General features: G+C 55.2%; 15 protein-coding genes and 1 pseudogene. 6 read left to right on the top strand and 10 right to left on the bottom strand.

From position 1 onward, the window contains the following. Positions 1–11: 11 nt before the first annotated feature. The gene (locus AC1Q5O_RS15860; RefSeq protein ID WP_492564175.1) at positions 12–1622 is read right to left on the bottom strand and encodes an ABC transporter substrate-binding protein; all 1611 of its coding nucleotides are present in this window, start codon (positions 1620–1622) and stop codon (positions 12–14) included. 97 nt (positions 1623–1719) lie between these two features. Between AC1Q5O_RS15860 and AC1Q5O_RS15855 the strand changes: the two genes are divergently transcribed. Beyond that, a complete protein-coding gene (locus AC1Q5O_RS15855; protein ID WP_492564173.1) occupies positions 1720–2583 on the top strand; it encodes a MurR/RpiR family transcriptional regulator in 864 nt (287 codons plus the stop codon). Between the two features lie 3 nt (positions 2584–2586). On the opposite strand, the gene AC1Q5O_RS15850 is transcribed toward AC1Q5O_RS15855, so the two are convergent. The 3 genes from AC1Q5O_RS15850 to AC1Q5O_RS15840 form a co-directional block, all read right to left on the bottom strand. Continuing rightward, the gene (locus AC1Q5O_RS15850; protein ID WP_492564171.1) at positions 2587–2784 is read right to left on the bottom strand and encodes an anti-sigma factor family protein; all 198 of its coding nucleotides are present in this window, start codon (positions 2782–2784) and stop codon (positions 2587–2589) included. 95 nt (positions 2785–2879) lie between these two features. Next, a complete protein-coding gene (locus AC1Q5O_RS15845) occupies positions 2880–3638 on the bottom strand; it encodes a slipin family protein (protein ID WP_492564169.1) in 759 nt (252 codons plus the stop codon). A gap of 14 nt (positions 3639–3652) precedes the next feature. Continuing rightward, positions 3653–5041, bottom strand: coding sequence for an NfeD family protein (locus AC1Q5O_RS15840; RefSeq protein ID WP_492564766.1), 1389 nt, complete (start codon positions 5039–5041; stop codon positions 3653–3655). Between the two features lie 305 nt (positions 5042–5346). Between AC1Q5O_RS15840 and AC1Q5O_RS15835 the strand changes: the two are divergent. Together AC1Q5O_RS15835 and AC1Q5O_RS15830 are read left to right on the top strand one after the other, a co-directional pair. Then, positions 5347–5856 (top strand): annotated as a pseudogene (locus AC1Q5O_RS15835) (integrase core domain-containing protein); the annotation flags it as partial. Further along, positions 5781–7097, top strand: a complete 1317-nt coding sequence (locus AC1Q5O_RS15830; RefSeq protein ID WP_492564168.1) for an alpha/beta hydrolase family protein — start codon at positions 5781–5783, stop codon at positions 7095–7097. The pseudogene AC1Q5O_RS15835 and the gene AC1Q5O_RS15830, both read left to right, overlap by 76 nt. A 160-nt stretch (positions 7098–7257) precedes the next feature. Here the strand turns inward: AC1Q5O_RS15830 and wrbA are convergent, their stop codons facing one another. The 4 genes from wrbA to AC1Q5O_RS15810 all read right to left on the bottom strand — a co-directional run bounded on the left by wrbA (position 7258) and on the right by AC1Q5O_RS15810 (position 9797). Then, positions 7258–7857, bottom strand: coding sequence for an NAD(P)H:quinone oxidoreductase (gene wrbA / locus AC1Q5O_RS15825; RefSeq protein WP_492564166.1), 600 nt, complete (start codon positions 7855–7857; stop codon positions 7258–7260). A gap of 198 nt (positions 7858–8055) precedes the next feature. Further along, complete coding sequence (locus AC1Q5O_RS15820) at positions 8056–8550, bottom strand: SRPBCC family protein (protein WP_492564163.1); 495 nt, start codon at positions 8548–8550, stop codon at positions 8056–8058. Continuing rightward, a complete protein-coding gene (locus AC1Q5O_RS15815) occupies positions 8516–8866 on the bottom strand; it encodes an ArsR/SmtB family transcription factor (protein ID WP_492564161.1) in 351 nt (116 codons plus the stop codon). Before AC1Q5O_RS15815 ends, AC1Q5O_RS15820 begins: the two co-directional genes overlap by 35 nt. 196 nt (positions 8867–9062) lie before the next feature. After that, positions 9063–9797 carry an SDR family oxidoreductase gene (locus tag AC1Q5O_RS15810; protein WP_492564159.1) on the bottom strand — a complete coding sequence of 245 codons (735 nt, stop codon included), beginning with the start codon at positions 9795–9797 and terminating at the stop codon, positions 9063–9065. 104 nt (positions 9798–9901) lie between these two features. Here AC1Q5O_RS15810 and AC1Q5O_RS15805 point away from each other — a divergent pair, with 104 nt between their 5' ends. Then, positions 9902–10828: a LysR family transcriptional regulator gene (locus AC1Q5O_RS15805; RefSeq protein WP_492564157.1), complete on the top strand. Its 927-nt coding sequence runs from the start codon at positions 9902–9904 to the stop codon at positions 10826–10828. 12 nt (positions 10829–10840) lie between these two features. Here the strand turns inward: AC1Q5O_RS15805 and AC1Q5O_RS15800 are convergent, their stop codons facing one another. Next, positions 10841–11089, bottom strand: coding sequence for a hypothetical protein (locus tag AC1Q5O_RS15800; RefSeq protein ID WP_492564155.1), 249 nt, complete (start codon positions 11087–11089; stop codon positions 10841–10843). A gap of 466 nt (positions 11090–11555) precedes the next feature. Here AC1Q5O_RS15800 and AC1Q5O_RS15795 point away from each other — a divergent pair, with 466 nt between their 5' ends. Beyond that, complete coding sequence (locus tag AC1Q5O_RS15795) at positions 11556–11807, top strand: TniB family NTP-binding protein (RefSeq protein WP_492564153.1); 252 nt, start codon at positions 11556–11558, stop codon at positions 11805–11807. A gap of 715 nt (positions 11808–12522) precedes the next feature. Next, complete coding sequence (locus AC1Q5O_RS15790; RefSeq protein ID WP_492564151.1) at positions 12523–12936, top strand: hypothetical protein; 414 nt, start codon at positions 12523–12525, stop codon at positions 12934–12936. Between the two features lie 224 nt (positions 12937–13160). On the opposite strand, the gene AC1Q5O_RS15785 is transcribed toward AC1Q5O_RS15790, so the two are convergent. Continuing rightward, positions 13161–15815, bottom strand: coding sequence for an FtsX-like permease family protein (locus AC1Q5O_RS15785; RefSeq protein ID WP_492564149.1), 2655 nt, complete (start codon positions 15813–15815; stop codon positions 13161–13163).

Raw genomic sequence — 15815 nt, 5'->3', positions numbered from 1 at the left:
CCCGCGCCGGCTTATTTCGCCGGCTTGACGGACATCGCCAAAGTGAACTGGTCTGAGCGGCCCGTGTAGGTGAGGTTGGCCTTGTGTGCCCACACAGCGCTTTCGAAATGCAGCGGGATGAACGCGAAATCCTTCATCATTTCGGTCTGTGCCTGCTGCAGCAGGGATGAACGTTTGGCATCGTCCAGCGTCGAAATCGCCTCCAGGATCAGCTTGTCAAAAGCGGGGTTGGAATAACCACCATAGTTGGAACCGCCGACCGTGCCCTCCTTGTTGGGTGTTGCCGGCCACTGACGCAGGAAGGATGAGGCCTCACCGCTGGTCGATCCCCACCCGCCGATTGCTACACTCAACTCCTTCTTCGAACGGCGCGGGAAGTAGATGGCGCGGGTCATGGCGTCAACATCAGCCTTGATGCCGACCTGCGTCAAATATTGCGCCACGGCCTGCGTGATCTGACTGTCGTTGATGTAGCGGTCATTGGTGGTGGAAAGCGTCAGCTGAAAGCCGTTTGTATAGCCTGCTTCAGCAAGAAGTTTCTTGGCTTCAGCCGGGTCATAACGCAGCTCCGGCGGATTGGGCAGCGTGCCGAACATGCCGGTTGGCAGAAACTGGTAGGCGGGTTCAGCTGCACCATCCATCAGGCGCGCAACGATTGCCTTGCGGTCGATGGCGAGCGACATCGCCTGGCGCACACGCACATCCTGCAGCGGATTCTTGCCGTCGGCAGCCTTGACAAAGGGACTCGCATCGCGACCGACATCAAGCTGGTAATAGATCACGCGCGTCGTCGGCGTAATCACATAACCGAAGCGCTTGTCATCCTTGATACGGGCCAGGTCGCGGGCGGCCGGATTTTCAATCACGTCATAGTCGCCGGCCAGAAGACCGGCCAGACGCGGCGCTGCATTGGGCACCGGCAGAAAGCGGACGCTTTCCCACGGTTCGGCATCGCCCCAATATTTGTCATTGCGGTCGAGATCGATGGCGGAGCCCCGTACATAGCTTTTCAATTTGTAGGGGCCTGTTCCGATGGCGAGCTTGCCGTCATTGAAATCCCCGACCACCGGCCAGGCCCCGGTAACGCCGCAATTCTTGCCAATATCGAAACTGAGCTTGTCGTGCTTGACGATGGAAGAGCTCAAAACACCGACGGTGCCGAGGAATGTCGGCAGCAGCGGTTCAGGCGCCTTGGTGGTAATGACCACGGTGTGCGCGTCCGGCGTTGCGACGGATTCGAAATTGCCGGTAATGTCGGCGAATGAACCGGCAATCGCGGTTTCGTTCTTCAGTGTACGGCAGAACGTAAAGACCACGTCATCGGCGGTGAAAGGCGAACCGTCCGAGAATGTGACGCCCTCACGCAGCTTGAAAGTCCAGGTGTTCTTTCCGTCATTTTCCCACGAGGTTGCGAGCGCCGGATGCAGTTTCTGTTTTTCATCCTGCCGAGTCAGCCCTTCAAAGATGTGGGCCGTTAGGGCATTATTCGGTGTAAGATCGTGATAATGCGGGTCGATCGCGGTCGGCTCGGAGCCAAGGGCAATGCGTAAAGGCTGTGCATGAGCAGAGCCGGCGAAAAGACATGTTGTCAGTAGGCATGCCAATAGTGTCTGTTTATGCATAAAGTTCTCCGTTCCCCAACGTCTCGTCATTTTTGACATGTTTATTTTCAAAAATAACGTATATGAAAATTTTATGCCGTCAACACCGGAAACGCGTATGTCAAAAACGTTGAACCCAAACTCCGATTTCTCCAACCGCATGTCTGCCGCTTACCCTGCCCTGAGCAAATCGCACCGCAGGATTGCCGACTTCGTGCTGGCAAGGCCGCTTGATGTTGTCGCGATGTCCATCGAAGGCCTGGCCCAGTCAAGCGGCAGCTCCACGGCCACCATCACCCGCTTCGTTCGCGCGGCCGGCTACAGCGGCTATGCCGAGTTCCGCGAGAAAATCGTTTCAGATTTTCAGTTTGTGCCGGAAGAAATCCTTGCCGTTGACGATACGGGCAAGGAGACAGGCCAACGGATTTTGTCATTGCACAGCCTGCTGGCGGACAATGCGGACAACATCAGGGATACGATAGCCAATATCGACAACGCCACGTCTTCCGGTTTCATCGCGGCGCTGATCAACGCAAAGCGGATCATCATTCTGGGCACCGGTGCAAGCCACTACGCCGCAACGTTTCTGGAAGAAGGCCTGGCGCTCTACACGGAAAAAAGCGTCTCGAACATTCTGTCCAGAGGCGCCTCCGAATATTCCAACAATTTCGTGCGGTCCGTGGACGAAGGCGACGTCGTCATTGCCGTCTCCATGCCGCGCTATTCAAACAATACCGTGCAGCTGTCGAAAGCGGCCAAAGAGAAGGGCGCTTTGATTCTGGCAATCACCGACAGCCCGACCTCGCCCCTGGTTCCCGTCGCTGACATCATCCTGTTTGCACCCGCCCGCAACCGTCTCTTGCCGAATTCACCCGCAGCGATTTTCGCACTCGCGGACGCCATTGTCACTGCCGTCGCAGCCCGCCGTCCGGATATTGTCGCCTCGACGATCGGCGTCCCGCCCGAAGACCTGTTCCTGTGATACCTACTTCTCGACAGTCGCGACAAAATCCGCGCGGAAGGCCGCAAGATCAGCAACGCTGACATCCGACACCGCCCAGAATGTCGGGCCGCCGCTGGACCATTCGGCAAAATTACAGCCCTCTCGTGTCCTGCTTGCCGCCGCAATGGGAGATGCCGGCCAGACGAACACATTGATGACGTGACCGTGCCGGCGGTACACCAGATCCGGTCAGAGTAACCGCTTCTCCAGCTGTTTCTTCTAAAAAATGAGATGAGGGAAGAAGCCCCTCTCCTGTTCGGTATGGTGATACCGAGTTATTTGGCTTTATTCGTCACCGTCTTGACGAACTCGCCAAGTTCCATCGGGAACGGGAACACAATTGTTGAAGTTTTCTCATTTGCGATCACGTTCAGCGTACTGAGATAACGTAGCTGCATTGCTTCCGGCCGTTGGCTGAGGATTTGAGCGGCCTCCAGCAGCTTTTGCGCGGCCTGTTGCTCACCTTCGGCATTAATGACTTTGGCCCGCCGTTCGCGTTCGGCCTCAGCCTGCCGGGCGATGGCGCGGATCATGGTTTCGTTGAGATCAACACGTTTGATCTCGACATTTGCAACCTTGATGCCCCAGGCGTCAGTCTGTGCGTCGAGAATTTCCTGAATATCGCTGTTGAGCTTGTCGCGCTCGGCCAGCATCTCGTCGAGATCGTGCTTGCCGAGGACGGAGCGCAACGTCGTCTGAGCAAGCTGGCTCGTCGCCATCATGAAGTCCTCGACCTGGATCATCGCTCGCTCGGCGTCGATCACACGGAAATAGAGGACAGCGTTGACGCTCACCGAAACATTGTCCCGCGAGATTACATCTTGGCTTGGCACATCAAGCACGACCGTCCGCAAATCGACACGCAACATCTGCTGAATGAAAGGGATGAGGATGACCAGACCCGGGCCCTTGACGCCGGTGAAACGGCCGAGCGTGAATACGACGCCGCGTTGATATTCCCGCAATATCTTGATCGAGGCAGCCAGGAGCATCAGCAGGATGATGATGATCGGAACAAAAATGGCGATAAACATTGGAAAATCCTCCACTAGCTCTCCTCCGGTTGATCGGGTTCGACCCTAAGGGTGAGGGCTTCGAGACCGGCTATACGAACCTTCTGCCCTGTTTTCAGGGGTACCTCGGACATTGCTGCCCATCGTTCACCATGGGCAAGGACATGGCCACGACCCTCGTGCCAGTCCAGCACCGTCCCTTGGGTTCTCATCATCTCCTCGCTGCCCGTAACAACCGGACGTTTGTGAGAAGAAAAGGCCAGACGGACCACAATTAAAGAAAGCACCAGACCGGCAAGGGAAACCCCGCCAATTACCGGCCAAGAAATGCGAAAGGCCGGAATGTCGGTGTCGATCAATATCGTAGCGCCGAATATGAAAGCGATGACGCCACCAACGCCCAAAACGCCAAAAGTCGGGTTCATCGCTTCTGCAGCCATCAACGCAAGACCAAGGATGATGAGACCAAGGCCGGCAAAATTCACAGGCAATACAGCGAGTGCGTACAAGCCGATCAGAAGGCTGATCGCACCGATCGTCCCGGGAAAATACGAACCGGGAGCCATGAATTCGAAGATCAATCCGTAGACGCCGATCATCATCAGGATCAACGCGACGTTCGGGTTTGTGATCACCATCAACAACTGAGTGCGCCAGTCCGGTTTGATCTGCTCATAGGCAAGGCCTCTGGTGTTGAGCGAAATCCTGTTTCCGCCGACGTTTACGCTACGGCCATCTACCTGCGCTAGAAGATCATCCACACTCGTTGCGAGGATATCGATCACATTTTCCTTGAGTGCTGCGTTCGAGGAAAGGCTCAACGCCTCGCGCACCGCTTTTTCAGCCCAATCTACATTCCGTCCGCGCAATTCGGCGAGCGAGCGGATATAGGCCGTAGCATCGTTGATCGCCTTTGCCTCCATCGGCGTGTGCGGCATCGCCGAGGTCGTGGCATCTTCACGTTCTTTCTTGGTCTTGGTGTCTTGATCCTCGTCCTTCTTTCCTTCGCCGCCGCCCGGAATGGGCAAATCAGTAATCTGGACCGGCGTCGCAGCGCCAAGATTGGTCCCCGGCGCCATCGCCGCTATATGGCTGGCATAAAGAATATAGGTGCCTGCGCTCGCCGCGCGCGCGCCGCTTGGGCTGACATATGTGGCCACGGGCACGGGCGAAGCAAGGATAGCGCGAATGATAGCGCGCATCGAAACATCCAAACCACCGGGGGTGTCCATTTGCAGAATAACGAGAGGCGCGTTGCGCTCGGCCGCGGTTCGCAAGCCCCGCAATATATAGTCGGATAGCGCCGGACCAATGATCCCTTCGACCTGCAGCACAAGTGCGTTATGGGCGGCCAGAGGGGTCTGTGCATTGTTCGGCAAGACCGACAACAGGATGCCAAGTAACGCTACGGTAATGGAAAGCACGGCACGATTATACGCAAACCATTCTCCGATGATTTTCCTCATCAGTTCCATGGTTTAGTTTACATCAGAACATAAGGTTCTGCTACATGACTACCTGAGTTTGCGTTGGGCTCAGGGATTTGCGCAGTGCTGAACGTGCGATGGTTGTATGATGCCGACCAGTCCCGATCGAGGGCAAGGCATTTGCGCGGAGCCGGTATTAGCCACTCGCAAATGGTCTTCAAACCGAAGCTGTTGCCGGCTCGCACGCACAATGAAAGGAAACTTCGCATGCTCCGCACCAAACGCCTTGCGTTTGCTCCTATGTGATTGATGAATTCACGCGGGACTGCATCGCCATCAGGGTCGACAGAAAGCTGAAGGCGACGGATGTCATCGACGTTCTGTCTGATCTGTTTATCCTGTGCGGCATTCCTGGACACATCCGATCTGACAATGGTCCTGAATTCATCGCTAAGGCCTTGAGGGATTGGATTGCGGCCGTCGGTGCCAAAACCACCTACATCATGCCGGGCAGCTCATTGGGGTGGGACCGTTAAACAATCGATCCAGTGAACCGATTGTAGGTCGAACGGCTATTGCGAGAGCTTCAACTCAAAGCTCCGGGATGAACTGCTGAACGGAGAAATCTTCTACACATTGAAGGAGGCACAAATCGTCATCGAGAATTGGCGACGGCATTACAATACAATCCGACCAAGTCTGCACTAACAATAAACCCGGATCACCCCATGGGGGCATGGCCACTCATGACCAGCTCTGTCGACTCAAATCCGAGCTGCCGATACTATTACGCGCAATGTGGGTTACAGTGACGGCGCCGATGCTTAAAGCGAGTTCGATCACACAGATGCTGAGAGGAATTGGCATCCTGGCGATGTCGGGGGTGCTTGGAGTGGCAATTTTTCTCGGGCTTCTCTGGAATGAGCACAATACCGTCACTCGCCTGCCCGCTCCGACAGGCCCTTATGCGGTCGGCCGCACGATTTACACGTGGAGTGCTGCTTCCCAGACAGACAAATTGGCACCCCTTCTGGGAACAACGCGAGAGCTGATTGCTTGGATCTGGTACCCGGCGGCAAACAATCAGCCAGATTTTAGGACTGAATATCTTCCAGCTCAATGGCGTGCCGCGGTTGAGCGCGAACGGGGAATGCTGAACAGCAAGTTCATAACGCGTGATTTATCGCTTGTACACGTTCACAGCACGCAGGATGCTAATCTGTCCCCTGCACTGCAAACCTATCCCGTCGTGATTATGCGGGCTGGGTTGGCTGCATTGACAGTGGAATACTCCACCCTTGCGGAAGATCTTGCCAGCCATGGTTATGTCGTCGTGGGTTTCGACGCGCCGTTGCGAACGGCAGTGGTCGTGTTTTCCGACGGGCGGGTGGTCACAAGAACACCAGAGAATGATCCTGAGGTCGCCTCCGGCCCTGAACGCGACCGTATAATCGGGAATTTGTTGGCTGCATGGTCATCAGACATGGCCTTCGCCCTTGATCAGTTGGGGCAAATGAACACCGGGAGCGCCCCCGGCAGATTTACGGGACGACTGGATTTACGACATATTGGAGTCGTCGGGCATTCATTGGGAGGCGCAACCGCCGCGCAATTCTGCCACGAGGATGCACGATGCAGGGCAGGCATCGACGTGGACGGCGCGCCTTATGGAAGCGTTATCCGCGATGGCATGTCTAAGCCCTTCATGTTTCTGGTGAGCGATCATGGTCCCGCATCCGATCCCGACATACGACGCGTCAGCGCTGACATTCAATCCATCTATGATTGGCTTCCGCCAGAAGGACGATTGTGGATTGCCATCAAGGGTGCCAACCATTTCGGATTCAGCGATGGGCTCCTGATAAAGAACCAGCAACTGCTGTGGCTGCTTCGCTTGCTCGGTATTACCAATATCGATCCACGCCAGCAACTCGCCGCAACAGCTTATTCCATTCATACCTTCTTCGATATTTATCTAAAAGCTGCACCGACCTCGACGCTGCATGACCTCTCGGTTGCCTATCCGGAGATCCAGGTTGTTCGACAACCATGAGAACAGCGCTGCTCCAGGAATCAACATATGCAAAGCACGAAGCGTGCTGCACACCTGCTCTTGCAGAGCGGACCAGAATAGCAAGAACACTTGTTGGGTCGCCATGCATCGCGTCAACTGCAGAAATAGCATCCGACTCTTCATGATCCCGCATCGCCAGCTACCCGAACAGCCGGTTGGCAATTTGCGCAACGTGACGGCCATGATACCTGGCACCGTCAAGCTCAATCGGGCTGGGGTTACGGCTCCCGTCTGCATCTGCAATGGTGCTCGCGCCATAGGGCGTACCACCATGCACCTCTTTGATCTCGCGTAATCCACTAAAATCATAGGGTAGGCCGACAATCATCATCCCGAAATGCAGCAGGTTGGTGATTGCAGAGAACAGTGTGGTTTCCTGCCCCCCGTGCTGACTGGCAGTAGAAGTGAAGGCAGCGCCGATCTTGCCCGTCAGTGCACCGCTCACTACCAGACCGCCCGCTTGATCGAGAAAGGCGGCCATTTGCGAAGGCATCCGCCCGTATCGTGTCGGAATTCCGAGAATGAGCCCATCATATTCGGCGAGTTCGGCAATCGTGGCTGTCGGTGCAATTTGATCCAACTTGAAGCCGGATGCCCGGGCGATCTCAAGCGGAGCGGTCTCCGGCACCCGCTTAATATCTACCTTGGCGCCAGCTATGCGGGCGCCCTCCGCAATCGCTTGCGCCATTTCCTCAATATGTCCATAGCTCGAATAATAGAGAACCAATAACCTGCTCATCGTTACCACTCCATGCTTGATGCGGTTGTTACTGTGATTTGGAAGGGCTGTCAGATTTAGGGACATCGGCTCAGCAATCGCCATAAGAGAAGCCGCCGAGGTTCAAGCACAACTGTCCGTCTGGCAGCGCGTCAGCCTCTGCCATTCAAATTTTTTGGAGCCTTCTTTTTCCTTGGTAAACTCTACCTTTAACCAGTATCAGGCAGATCGGCGATCCGCAGGCCAATTGCTCGAACTTTTGAGCGAAGCACCTGTTTCCATAAGCGTTTTCAGGCTAGACAGCAGCAACGGCCATCCGCGGGCCATGATGCCGATCGTGTCGCCAGCCCCTTGATCGGACTCCTGGGCAACGGTCAGCTTTACCATTTCGCCGAGCTGCTTTATTTCAAAGCTGACGCGTGTATGTCCCTCCGCTTTCAGCCTCGGCATGAATTCATGGCGCCAGGCCAGAACGAGCTTATCAGGGGGATTTACTTCTAGAACGTGCCCGGTATGGGCCGCTGTTCCGTTCGGCGTCAAAAGTCGCCACGTTGACCCTTGTTGCCAATCGCATTCAACGGAAAGTCCGTACCAGAACTGCTCGGTGAATTGTCGCTCGGTTAGGGCCTGCCACAACCTCTGAGGTGTTGTCCGGATATAGGTAACATAGACGAAGCGCTCACCGGCCGGAATAATCTGATTTTGATCGTTCATCATTCTCTCCTTCGAGCCTCTCCCTGAGCGAAGCCATGGCATCGAGACGGGCATTTTCATATTTGCCAATCCATCGCGCAAAAACGTGATGGATTGGCACGGGATTGAGGAAATGCAATTTCTCGCGCCCGCTCATCTGACAAACCACAAGATTACAGTCTTCCAGAATAGAAAGATGCTGGGTAACGGCTTGCCGGGTCATCCCCAGATCATCGCACAGTCCGGAAAGTGTCTGCCCATTGCGTTCGAACAGCCGATCCAGAAGTTGCCGGCGTGTCGAGTGCGCGAGAGCACGAAAGGTTTCGTCGATATCCATAAACGTAATATGCAAGCATTTACTTGCATGTCAATATGCGTGTTCAGGAATTCGAAAAACCCATGGAAACACGTCGTCTGGATGGGCCGGCCCAACGCACGGTGAGCGAATGTGTAAACGAGGACGTCTTCTCAAAGCGCCCGGCATTATCCCGCTGAACAAGCGAGAATCCCGGCTGTACACGCCAATGGGGTCCTCAGACAAAGCGGCCGCCGCCGTCGATGTGCAAAATCTCTGCGTTCATGTAGTGGTTCGTCAGCAGGAAAACGATCGCCTCGCCCACCTCATCCGGACGTCCAACCCGACCACCTGGCAACGCCGCTGCCACTTGCTTCAATACCGCTGCAGCGCCATCCGGACCGAAAGCATCAAACAACGGCGTCTCAATGAAGCCGGGAGAGATAACATTGACGCGGATCGGCTTCAGCTCAAGGGCAAGTGACCGGGCGAGCGCTTCCACACCTCTGACTGCAGCCGCAATGACCGAGGTTCCGTTGCCAGACGGACGGTCAGAAAACTGCCCCCCAGTCAAGACAATTGACCCTGTTGACGGCATCAATGGCAAAGCGGACCTGATGGCATAGAGCGGACCTCCAATACGTTCCTGAACCGCAGTCAGCAGGAGATCCGGATCTGAATCGGCCAACTTGCCGATAGATAATCCGCCGGCGGTTATCACGAGGTGATCAACGCACGCCATGCCCTTAAACACACCTTCGACGGCCATTCTGTCTGCAATATCGGCGACAGCCAACTTTGCGCCCCCTATCTCGTGCGCAGCAGCCTCGAGCTTTGTGAGAGTTCGCCCTACCAGCGTGACACTTGCTCCCTTGGCTTTGGCCGCGGCAGCAGTTGCCAAGCCGAGACCCGAGCTTCCGCCGAATACAACAACATGTGCGTTATGAAGAGACGTTTGCCTTGAAATGTTCATGTCTTTTCCTGGATGAAGGAGTGAAATTGAGCAAACACTATGGTATTCCCAAAAGCGCGGGAATGCATGAAAACTGCATATAGCTTATGCCATAGGGGAATGACTTGGATTCATTGCGGTCGATGCAATTGTTTGCGCGTGCTGTCGAGTTGGGCAGCTTTTCAGCCGTTGCTCGTGAAGAGAACACGAGCCAGCCAACAATGAGCAAAATCATTGCAGCGCTGGAGCGAAACCTGGGCGTTCGGCTACTCGAAAGAACGACGACCAGTTTGACCCTGACCGAGGAAGGCAAGCGGTTTTACCAGCGGAGCAAGCGCGTGATCGAGGAATACGCCGACGCGGTGGCGGATGCCCGGGGGCAGACACAAAAAGTTGTCGGAGCATTGCGGATCAATGCGCCGCTGGGACTGGGTGAACTGCGTCTCAACACATTGATCCTTGAATTCCTTGCGAGATATCCCGAGGTTGAGGTAGAGCTGATCCTCAATGACCGGGTGATTGACCTGGTCGAGGAAGGCGTGGATGTGGCCATACGGCTCGGTGGCAACCTTCCACCCAACGTCATTGCACGCAATATCGCCCTGTCACCGCGTGTGCTTGTGGCAACACCCGACTACATCGAGCGCATGCCAAAAATCAGCCGCCCTGAGGATTTGGTCGGGCACGAATATATCCGGTTTGCCGGGATAGCCTCCGGCAGTGACGTGGAATTTTTCAACGACGCCGAAAGGGTCATTGTCCAGACCAAAGGACGCTACCGCGTCAACAGCTCCCTGGCCCTGCGCCAATGTTTCCTGGAGGGGGCAGGATTAGGGTCTTCTCCCGCATGGCTTGTGCAGGATCTGATCAACACCGGTGCATTGATTCACCTGCTCCCCCAGTGGCAAATGGTTCCTCAGCTGGTGCACCTCGTTTATCCCTCGCGCCGTTACCAGCCGCTGAGGACTAAGGCCATGTTGCAATTCATGGCCGAAAGAATACCCAACCTTCCTGGCTTTCTTCAACCAGAAAGCGGTGACCGCCATCGCTGACGGATGATTGGGTTACCCTGACATGGATTTCGGAATGGCTAGGCTAACAAGGGCATCTATGAGACCCTCTTCATGCGCATCATTATATGAACCACGATGAAACAACACATCTGACCTGATATTGTCACCGTTCACAGCCTCATTCACACGGTGAGAGATCGTCGCTGCCGCAGAGGTGGCGGCGTTGTACGTCTCAACGGCAGTAAAGTCGGTGCCGCGAGCAACAAGCGCAATCAATTGTCCTTTCTGGCGAATGATCATACCTGGAAGCACTGCTTTTATTGGCCTGCTTAACTGCACGAACAGCGGTGAACGAAGAGCATGGCGCGGTAACGCCCTAAGCCCTAAGCACTCAACTCCAACCGAACGGGCTTCCCCGCGACAGGACACCGATCAAACCCGTAAGTGACGTTCGATGTCGGGCCGTCATTTTCGTATTTTTACAATCTCCTCGCGGCCCCTCCTCATACTCTCATCCCATCAGCCAAGCACAGAGATGAGAGATGAACCGTCGAGATTTTTCCAAAGCCCTCGCCGCCTCAGCTTTCCTGTCGGGCTTTCCCAAAAACGCAGCCCATTCACAGGAGACCGCCACTGTGACCGGCCCTAAAGCTTTCGAAATCGCCATTCCTCAGTCGCAGCTCGCAGACCTCAAGTATCGGCTCCAGCACACCCGCTGGCCCGATCAGCCGGCGGACGCCGGCTGGGCTATCCCGTCTTCAAAAATTTGCAAGAAAATGAAACCTGGGACCTTTTCAAAGACCAACTCCGCCAAAAGCGAGGTCTGTTCCTCCATATCGATGAAATGCAGCACATTATGCGAGGCGGAACCCACAAGGAGATCCAGCACATTGCCGACTCCATCAAAAGCCTGACGCAAATTCCTGGATGGCCGCTTCACCTCATTTTGTCTGGCGTGCCGTCGCTTGCCAAATTTGTTCATCACGAAACGCAGGTCAAAAATCGAAAAATGGGTTAGCCCGCCTCTCGTGGAATATGACGTGGTGGCCCGGTGGTTTTTCACGACGGTACGAAATATCGAAGCCTTGGCTAACACGCGCTATTTCACTAGCCAGGCTAGCCTGGGCATTCATAAGAGCGAACGTCAGAAAATTTTCGTGAAAGAGTTGAGGGATTTCTCTGCGACGTTTGAAGCAATCTCGAAACTTGGGCGCGACCGTAATCAGAGTGTGAGAAGTCTGCGAAAACACTTTGAAACTCTTAAAGTCAAACCAGCGTTCACCCTGCCTACCGGCTAAGCTTCTATAACAAATCCGATCTTTAAAACTGCGCCGTTTGCAATTCAAAGCCCTGCTATGCGGGGCTTTTTTTGTCTTAAGTTGATCGAATTAGCTATTTGGGACTTCGCTAAGCGCCGCATGACTCTTTTTAAGTGCGCACTTCTTGTCATTCTCATAACAAAATCAATTAGTTAGGCTCTAAAAAGGGACATTCTCTCGGTCCTCATCATCACTGTTATGTGTGGATCGGCGTGCAAAAATTGGACGCCGATCGGGGACAGTTTTGGAAGCCGTTTGACACCCTGACGATGGACATGGAGGATCACGTCAAAAGGCTGATTGTGTCGCTGTGGCTCCATGGACAAACCCTGCCCTCGCATTCTACTGTGGCCGCCACGGGCACGCACCACATGAGTCGGACGCGGGCCGCGGTTTCAGTCCAAAGGGAAAAACATGCGCATTCGGTCGATGATGATGGGGGCAGCTGCCTTGGTGGCGGTTGGAGCGTTCGCTGTGCACGCGCAGGCAGAAGGGTTCGAAAACATCGTGCTGTCCGCAAGCAAGGACGCGAACGAGACTCAGGCGACATTTGCACCGGATACGGCCAAGATTTTCCTCTCCGCCGACCTGACCGACGAGGTGGCCTCGGGATCAAAGCTAACCGTGAGCTGGATTTCGGTGGATTCGGGCGGTGTCGCGCCGGCGAACTACAAGATCGACGAGGCCAGCTTCGAAATCGGCAAGATCGAAAACCATATCGACGCCTCGATTTCCAAGCCGGACGCCGGCTGGCCGGTCGGCACTTATCAGGTGCAGATCGCCGTTGACGGCACGATGAAGGAAGAGGTCGACTTTTCCGTGAAGTGACCCGCGCGCCAGGTGGCCCTACTCCACGAGTAGGGCGTCGCCGCCCGCCATCGACTGCAGCGCGAGAAGAACGCGCTTCGGATTTACTTTCAATGCGGGCAAGCCATACTGGTCCAGCCCATTGAAGACAGTGTGTATTATTAATTACGATTGCGGTCCCGAGTTGGGCTTGTTCTCATCCTGCGCAGCAAGCTCAACCTCATCCGAAACTGGGCACGAAGAGCTTATATTTGTCGCCAGAATGCCTGGGACGCCTGTCTGCGGCGGCGTTCGGTAAACGCCACGGCAAGAATGACCGAGGCGATTGTGGCGGCACCAACTGCGAGCAGGTAAAGCCACGGCACCGACATGGTTTCCGGCGGCGGATCAAAAACACCCGTCAGCATCCTGATGAGAATACCAGCCGTTGTCACGCCCGTAACAAGACCGAATGTCAAACCTCCAAGCAGAATGATGGCGGCCTCGCTCCACAGGAATGCCGCGAGCTGGGCTGGCTTGACCCCGATTGCGTTGAGAATGGCATAGTCGCGACTTCGGTCAATGAAACCGAGGGCAAGCATGAGCCCAGCCGAGACAATCGCCATGATGAGCGCGAACACCAGTTCAATCGCTGTCAAGCCGCGAAGGTCGACGGCGGTAAGGCTGGAGCCAATCAAACGGCTGACCGAGCCAATATCCACAATTTTCAACGATGGGAACGAGCCTAGTGATACGCTGGCCGCGCGCGCGACAGCTGCCGGATCGATACTTGTACGCAGCAGCACATATTCGGCCGTCGCGTCGCCGGTAATTTTTGAAACATAGTCCATGTTTGCGACCAAAAACGAATCTTTCGGCGCAGTGGGAAACTCCGTTACCACTCCGATGAATTTAAACGGGTAGGCATGATATTGATGGTCGGCAGCGTTTTGCAGGCGCAGGTTTATCGTGTCACCCGCTTTGAGCTGAAAGTCCCTTACCGTTTCCTCTGACACGAGAACCCCGTCTGGCGTTTTCAGGAGGCCGGCCAGATTGTCGGCGGCAGTTCCCGCAGAGAAAAAGGCGTCGGACAGTTTCGTTGCAGCCTGAATGCGTGCGGGATCGATTCCGTATAAATCCTGCAAATCCATGCCGACATAGGCGAAGCGATGCTGCATGGGACGCGCCACCATGACGCCTGGAATGGATTCCAATTGCGACAATTGGCTCCCTGCCGGTTGCAATGTCGTGCCAAAAACCGTGACGTCGGAGCCGTTCGTCAGTTCGGCATCCACATGCGCCTGATCGTTGAAGGTGCGATTGAAAACCGCCGTGGAGGTTGCAAACGACACCGCCATTGCGACCATGGCAATTGCGAGCGTCAATCGCCCGGCTTGTCGTGAAAGCGAGGACGATACAACCTTCGTCATCGACCCGCTCACAGGCATGACCATCGCGCGCAATATTGCACCATTTCCACGAATGATGAAGCCGCAGATGCGAACACAGAAAAGCGCAGATCCAAGCCAGAACAGGATCGGAGCGGCGAATGCCGTATAATCGACGGCAGTCGCTGCAACTCCTTCCGTTGCCAGAACGACCTGGTAGCCATGTGCCGCCGAATGCCAGAAAATAGCTGCTGCCGACAAAATCAGCACGACATCTGCATAGAATTGCTGCCAAAGCGGCATCGCAGCGGGTTCGACTGCTTTTCGGGCAAGCTGAACGGTTCGAAGCCGGGCCGCATTCCAGGCAGGAAGAATGACCGCTGCCAGGGATAGCAGCATGCCAAAAGCCGCCAGAGCCGCGAACAGAAACACGTGCGATAAGCTCAGCGGCACATTTCCCAAGAACGTTCTGGTCAATAGGAATGCCAGGATCACTCCGCCGATGACACCCAATGGACCAACAACAAACGCCTCCATCGCCGTCAACCAGAGGATTTGACGCATTGATGCACCGCGAACGCGCATTTGAGCTTGTTCACGTTTTCTGCGGCCGGCACCTGAAGCGGTAATGGCAAAAGTCAGCATCACCGAAAGCAGTATTCCCGGCACTCCAAGAAACAGAAACAAAACGCGGGCATAGAGGGCATCGCCTCGCACCGCATCCAGCCGTGCTCCAAGATTGTTGGCGAGCAATGCCGAGCCTGCGACCCGGGCTTCAAGATGACGGCCGGCACCAGTGACGTAAGCATAGGCGGCATCAGGGTTTGCAGGTAATTCTGCGTGCGAAAGCTTCGCATGGAACTGCAACTTGATGCTACCGGGAGAAGCTTCTTCCTGTTGTCCGAAAGTATCTTTCCAAATATTCAAGGGAAGTATCAAGACATTGTCGGGTGGTGCCTGTGGGGCCGATTGGGGAGGCAAACCTATTGATTGGAAAAGTGAATCCGCGTCAGGAAAATCGACAATGCGGTCGATTTTTAGCGTCGCGGGCGACAAACCGATGCGATGGATCGTAACAACATCACCTGGCTTAACGTGGAGGTTTGATGCTGTCTGCTGGGTTATCATCACACCGCCATTTGGCGCTGACAATGAGCGGATTTCGGCAGGGAAGCTTTGGAGATAGGCGGCGTCAAATGCGAGCACCTTGCCCGGCCCGGTGGTTTGGGTGGTTCCGTCACTCGTAGCTTCCAGGCCGGTCACACTTGCAAAATGCGCCTCCCCCATAGCGGCAACCCTTGCGGATTCAGCAATCGCTTTCTTTATCTCTGCTTTATCGGCTGTAGCCAGAACTTCGACCTGCCAGTCAATCGGAACGCCTGCAATCGCTCTCCTGGTCATCGTTTGGCCGCTGGAAGAAAGAAAGATGCCGAGACACGCGATCAAGCCGACTGTCCCTGCAATGCCTGCAGCGGTTCCCAAAAGCTGCAGGGGGCGGCGCGTGACAAGACCGTATACCCAAAGACCCATCAT

It is taken from the genome of Phyllobacterium sp. MT110, from assembly GCF_058792715.1.
Note: the sequence above shows the minus strand (reverse complement) of the source record. Positions and strands in the feature narration are given on the sequence as shown.

What these genes read in the sequence shown, in the direction of transcription:
- AC1Q5O_RS15785 (WP_492564149.1), bottom strand. Translation starts at nt 15,815, where the DNA reads ATGATGGGTCTTTGGGTATACGGTCTTGTCACGCGCCGCCCCCTGCAG.
- AC1Q5O_RS15800 (WP_492564155.1), bottom strand. Translation starts at nt 11,089, where the DNA reads ATGATCATTCGCCAGAAAGGACAATTGATTGCGCTTGTTGCTCGCGGC.
- AC1Q5O_RS15860 (WP_492564175.1), bottom strand. Translation starts at nt 1,622, where the DNA reads ATGCATAAACAGACACTATTGGCATGCCTACTGACAACATGTCTTTTC.
- AC1Q5O_RS15845 (WP_492564169.1), bottom strand. Translation starts at nt 3,638, where the DNA reads ATGTTTATCGCCATTTTTGTTCCGATCATCATCATCCTGCTGATGCTC.
- AC1Q5O_RS15810 (WP_492564159.1), bottom strand. Translation starts at nt 9,797, where the DNA reads ATGAACATTTCAAGGCAAACGTCTCTTCATAACGCACATGTTGTTGTA.
- AC1Q5O_RS15830 (WP_492564168.1), top strand. Translation starts at nt 5,781, where the DNA reads ATGGCCACTCATGACCAGCTCTGTCGACTCAAATCCGAGCTGCCGATA.
- AC1Q5O_RS15790 (WP_492564151.1), top strand. Translation starts at nt 12,523, where the DNA reads ATGCGCATTCGGTCGATGATGATGGGGGCAGCTGCCTTGGTGGCGGTT.
- AC1Q5O_RS15815 (WP_492564161.1), bottom strand. Translation starts at nt 8,866, where the DNA reads ATGGATATCGACGAAACCTTTCGTGCTCTCGCGCACTCGACACGCCGG.
- AC1Q5O_RS15820 (WP_492564163.1), bottom strand. Translation starts at nt 8,550, where the DNA reads ATGAACGATCAAAATCAGATTATTCCGGCCGGTGAGCGCTTCGTCTAT.
- wrbA (WP_492564166.1), bottom strand. Translation starts at nt 7,857, where the DNA reads ATGAGCAGGTTATTGGTTCTCTATTATTCGAGCTATGGACATATTGAG.
- AC1Q5O_RS15855 (WP_492564173.1), top strand. Translation starts at nt 1,720, where the DNA reads ATGTCAAAAACGTTGAACCCAAACTCCGATTTCTCCAACCGCATGTCT.